This window comes from Vibrio sp. V19_P1S1T109 (assembly GCF_002241375.1).
Classification (GTDB): Bacteria; Pseudomonadota; Gammaproteobacteria; order Enterobacterales; family Vibrionaceae; genus Vibrio; species Vibrio anguillarum.
Genome location: NZ_NDIM01000293.1, coordinates 1 through 4,989, shown reverse-complemented (window position 1 = coordinate 4,989; position 4,989 = coordinate 1). Strand labels below are relative to the sequence as shown.

Genomic DNA, 4,989 nt, shown 5'->3' with positions numbered 1-4,989 from the left:
CGAACTGACTGGGACCCGTAATCTCGACATGTTTTATGGTCAAATCAGGAAGGAAATTAATATAAAGGGAATAAAACGTCAGGATAATAAAGAATGTTTGTTGCCATAAGCGTACCTTATTTTTGAGCTGATCGGGTAATAGTCGGTAAGAAAAGTAACATGCAAAGGCAAACGCAGAAAAAGAAGCGAGGTTGGCAAGTTTGGCCATAAATACGGCCGATGAAGCTCCAAGAATAGGCAATAAATCAGTATGAAAGTAGGCATTACTGCCGATCCACGCAACGATACATATCGAATATGCTATGTAGGGCAGGTGGTGTGTCCCCCAGATCACTTCATTTTTTTGTTTAAGACGATAGCAATAGTAGGTTAGCCAGACTAGTACCATAGCTACCGCTGTGATAAGTGTTATTGCTTTAGGATAAAGGATGGGCTCTAAGCTGAAATTAAGCATACTCTTCCTTTTTGATTAAATCGTACTTTCTGCTTTGAGAAACCGCATGTTTATAGTCACGAAAATCGGCATTACTGAAGACGCGGTTTATTGATTCGAAATTCCAGAAACCACGATAAGTCTTTACTCCGTCGTTATTCAGATCGCAATATCCACAATGGAAGTACGCTTTCGGGTTAATAGCTTGATAAAAACTGAGCATGAAGGGTTGTTCGATAATGGTGAAACCGATTTTGTATCCTACCTGATGCATTACTTGCATGAATTTTTTTTGAGCAAGGTAGAGAAAATAGAGCTTTTGCTGAGCGTTACCACTGACGGTTAAACGCAGCACTTCACAGACCGCTCGCTTATCAGCCAATTGTAGCTGGAATTGCTGATCGAATTCTGGGAGAGAGTCGCATTTCGACAGTGCTGGTTTGAAAAGCTGTAATTCCATCAAAACATCGTAACTATGATCGGGTAAGCAGAACTGCCACTGCTTATTACTGAACTGTGGCACATAGCTGAGCCAAGTCTGATTTACTGACCAATCTTGTACCAACATTGAAGCGACCAGTGTGGGAGATGCTTCGTTATCAGGATGCTTGAGTAAAACAAAGTGCTTCCCTTTTTGTGATAAGGACAATAAAGGCAGCATCTCGTACCACTTTTCGCCTTTAATAAATAGCTCAAGATTGCTCAAGGTGATCGCATCTTTGATAGGCATTTTTTGCGGGTGACTGGGCATTGTGACCCAAAGTTCAGAATCCTCTATCTGGTCGATCAAAAAACCACGGTAGGCACAGTCTTTAAGTGGCAGTTCGATACGAGGAGGAGTATCCGCTTCGATAGGGAATAGTGTTTTTATAGCCGCAATTTCGCATTCACACCAGAAATCTAGCCAATGCGGATAGCACTCGCTGACGGCTTGTTCAAGATGTGCTATCTCTTCACCTAACGTATTCGGATAGCGCCGGATGAGCTCTCGGTAGTCCATCAATTTAAACAGTACTGAGAAGCTTTTATTGTGATGTTCAGGAAATAGGTTGAGTAATTGGTTTTTGCGGTGATCTGTAACGGCGCGGAAAAGATCAGCCCGTTGCTGTGGTTGATAAGTATTGATGACGAACTCTACCAGAGCCCGCTGTTTTTTTTCAATAGGCAGACTGCTTGTCAGCCGTGAGCCTAAAGATGATATTATTTTCATAGAGTTAACCTAGCCTAGGTTTATTTAATTATTTAATTATTTTTTTATTAGTTTTATTAGATAGGCTCCAGTAAATGAGACTTTGATTTAGGAGAGTATTTAGCGTCACGTCAGTTAGTGACCGTAACCGCGATTTTATTTGTACCTAATATCCTAAGTACCAGTTGCATATCCGCAGCAAGTTTACTACTTGCACTTACCCTCCACAACAGCGTTTTATAATAAAAGCCTTCCGAAGAAGGCTTAGACTGATGACAAAGGTCTAGCTTTCGATCTAGACCTTTGATCTAATAGGGGGATAACAAATATGGATATCCCGACATGCTTCAAGAGTCCTCTCCTCAACAATACGAACTTGAAATGGTGACCATGGAACAACTTGTTCCTAAACTGTAGTGGTACAGTCAGCTCGTCAAAGAAATTGAAGTGAACGTCTCTGGGTAATGGTGTAGTGGAGGTAAACTGTTCGGGGAGTGCGCTTGTTGCTACATTGAGCAGTGGCCAATTGGTTAAAACCGAGGCGGTGATTTGCGCGGCCGGATTACGTGCCAACATCAAGTTAGCGATGGCTTCGGGTATTGAAACCCATAAAGGTATTGTCGTCGATGCCCGCCTACAGAGTTCTGCTAGTCATGTGTATGCACTGGGCGATTGTGCTGAAATTCAAGGGCGCATGATGCCTTACCTTCAGCCGATAGTATTGAGCGCCAATGTGCTTGGTAAGCAGTTGCTGGGGCAAGAATCTCAGTTGGTGTTACCACCAATAATGGTAAAAGTAAAAACACCAAGTTACCCAATTCAGTTAGCAGGTCGTTTTGACCATGTTGCGATTTGGAACGTGCAGATCTCTGAATCTGGCATCATGGCGAAAGCAGAAAATGAAAGTAATCAATTAGAAGGTTTTGTTGTGACTGGTGAGAAAGTGGCTCAGGCATTTCCATTGCTTAGGGAATTATCTCAAGTTGTAACGCAGTCCTAACTACATCACTTTAAGCAGAAGGTGTAGTCGCTCACCCCAATCACACAGCTTACTCTATGTGATTGGGGACTCATTTATTTGCATTGAATGCGCTATTTATTGAATACAAACATGGTTTTTTAATTTATGACGTGTGTGGGAAAACATAATTAAACCAGGAAGATAGAGTAAAAGTGAGAGCAATAATGTGTCTAATCCTGCAGCGTAGATAAGCCACAATCCATATACACTGGCACCAATGCCGATCAATTTTATATTCCAACCAAGTTGTTGGCGAAATGCGACCTTGACCAGATAGGCTCCGACCAGAAAATAAGGGATAAGAATCATCGAGGTTGAAAGTAGTACTAGTGCGTTGTAACTTTCGCCAGTAAACAAAATTATCAACAGACAAAACTGTATGGTGCAACTGGTTAGCATCAGTGCATTGGTCGCAGTTCCGTGTTCATTCGTTTGGGTAAAACGTTCGGGAAAAGCGCCATGTTGTGAGGCAATATAAGGCACTTCGGCGGCATAAAGAATCCAGCTTAAATAGGAGGCGAGCACAGACACAATAAGTCCTAAGCTAATCAATAATCGTCCAGGCTCACCACCAATATGAGCCATAATACCCGCCATCGATGGGTTTGCTAGCCCAGCTACTTCTGAGCGACTCATCACGCCTAGTGCTAATAATGTGATCGCAATATAAAGAGTCAAGGCAAGCAATACACCTAAGCAGGTAGCTTTGCCTATATCATTACGACGACGAGCACGCAACGATAAAACAATCGCGCCTTCAATCCCTGTAAATACCCATAAAGTGATCAACATGGTATTTTTTACTTGCTCAATAAAAGGAGTATGTAAGCTTTCTCCTATACGATCATAATGAAACGTCGTGGGTTCAAATACCAAGTAGGCCATAATAATAAAAGCTAAGAGAGGAAGCGCTTTGGCGATGGTGGCTAATAAATTAATCAATGCGGCCTGTTTAACACCTCGTAGTACAAGATAATGAACCGACCATAAGACGAGGGAAGCCCCGATAAAAGACCACAGAGTATTACCATTGCCAAAGATAACTTGTTCTTTGGTATCAAGTAAGGCACCTAAACCGGCAAACGCGACGACTAAGTAGCCAACTACACCAATAGTGGCATAGAGCCAGTAACCCCATGCAGAAATAAACCCAGCGACATCACCAAACCCTTCACGTGCATAGGTATAAATCCCACCATCGAGATCCGGTTTTAAGCGTGATAAATATAAAAAGCATCCTGCCAGCAGCATGATACCGATGCCTGTAATTAACCACGCGGTAATAATGGCATCGACCCCCGCGACCTCTGCCATATTTTGCGGCAGGCTGAAAACGCCTGCGCCAACCATAGAACTGAAAACTAATGCTGTGAGCATAGTTAGGCCAAGTTTCTGATTCCCTTGCATTAGCAAACCTCACTTCGCGCAAAATGTTGACTTAAGAGCGCAATATGTTCAGGGCCAATACCGCAGCATCCACCAATCAGAGAGGCGCCTTGTTGTTGCCAGCGCTCAGCCCACAGTAAGTAGTTTAGTGGGGTAAGATCATCACGCAGTTCATCTAACCCATCATTCGCGGTAGCGGTTTTGGGTTGAGGAGGAAATGCGTTGGCATATGCGCCGAGTTCAATGTTGGGTTGATCAAGTTTAATCAGTGTTCGTTTGGCGACATGCAGTGCTTCTTCAATCACCTCTGGCTGGCAGCAGTTAAATAAAATGGCTGAAACACCGCTGGTCGCCATTTGCTTTACGGCATCCTCAACAGATTGGCCAGAGCGTAGAGCAGCTGGCGCGGTCTGTTCACTGTCTTCAAGAGTAAACGAGACCCAAAATGGTCTGTCGTTTTTATCTAACGCTTTGACCAGCCGATGCAGCTCTAATGCTTCTTCAATCAAGCTTTGTGTTTCAGCCAGCCAGATATCGACATAAGGCGCTAAGCCTTGAATTAACGGTGTTGCAATGTTTACTGCTTGTTTTGGCTGGTAAAGATCGGCTCGGTATGAACCAAACAGTGGAGGTAGGGAGCCTGCGACCAAGGTTTCGGGATGGTTAGAGTTTATCACCGCTTGGCGTGCGATTTGGCCAGCAAAGTTTGCGAGAGAAAACCCATCAGAGCTAAAACGTTCTTCTCCAATATGAAAAGGAACAAGCGCATAGCTATTACTGGTTATAAGCTGCGCGCCGTTATTGATAAAGGCTTGGTGTACCTCTGTTACTATCTCTGGTGCTTCTATCAGAGCGAGAGCAGACCATTCAGGTTGACGAAAAGGGGCATTGCGCCGTTCCAACTCTCGTCCCATTCCACCATCTAAAATTCGTACAGCATGCTTTAACATAGTAATAATC

General features: G+C 43.5%; 3 protein-coding genes and 2 pseudogenes. 1 reads left to right on the top strand and 4 read right to left on the bottom strand.

The window, feature by feature from the left end; genetic code table 11:
• Positions 1-454: pseudogene (locus B9J87_RS17845) on the bottom strand (hybrid sensor histidine kinase/response regulator); the annotation flags it as partial.
• Positions 447-1,643 (bottom strand): acyl-homoserine-lactone synthase, encoded by a 1,197-nt coding sequence (locus tag B9J87_RS14225; protein ID WP_094151418.1) that lies wholly within the window; start codon positions 1,641-1,643, stop codon positions 447-449. The pseudogene B9J87_RS17845 and the gene B9J87_RS14225, both read right to left, overlap by 8 nt.
• Before the next feature lie 433 nt (positions 1,644-2,076).
• On the opposite strand from B9J87_RS14225, the pseudogene B9J87_RS14220 reads away from it, so the two are divergent.
• Positions 2,077-2,622: pseudogene (locus tag B9J87_RS14220) on the top strand (FAD-dependent oxidoreductase); the annotation flags it as partial.
• A gap of 96 nt (positions 2,623-2,718) precedes the next feature.
• Here B9J87_RS14220 and B9J87_RS14215 read toward each other — a convergent pair.
• Both B9J87_RS14215 and B9J87_RS14210 read right to left on the bottom strand, forming a co-directional pair.
• Complete coding sequence (locus B9J87_RS14215; protein ID WP_094151402.1) at positions 2,719-4,050, bottom strand: basic amino acid/polyamine antiporter; 1,332 nt, start codon at positions 4,048-4,050, stop codon at positions 2,719-2,721.
• On the bottom strand, positions 4,050-4,989 hold a 940-nt coding region (locus B9J87_RS14210; protein ID WP_369679025.1), incomplete at its 5' end, for a homocysteine S-methyltransferase family protein. The genes B9J87_RS14215 and B9J87_RS14210, both read right to left, overlap by 1 nt.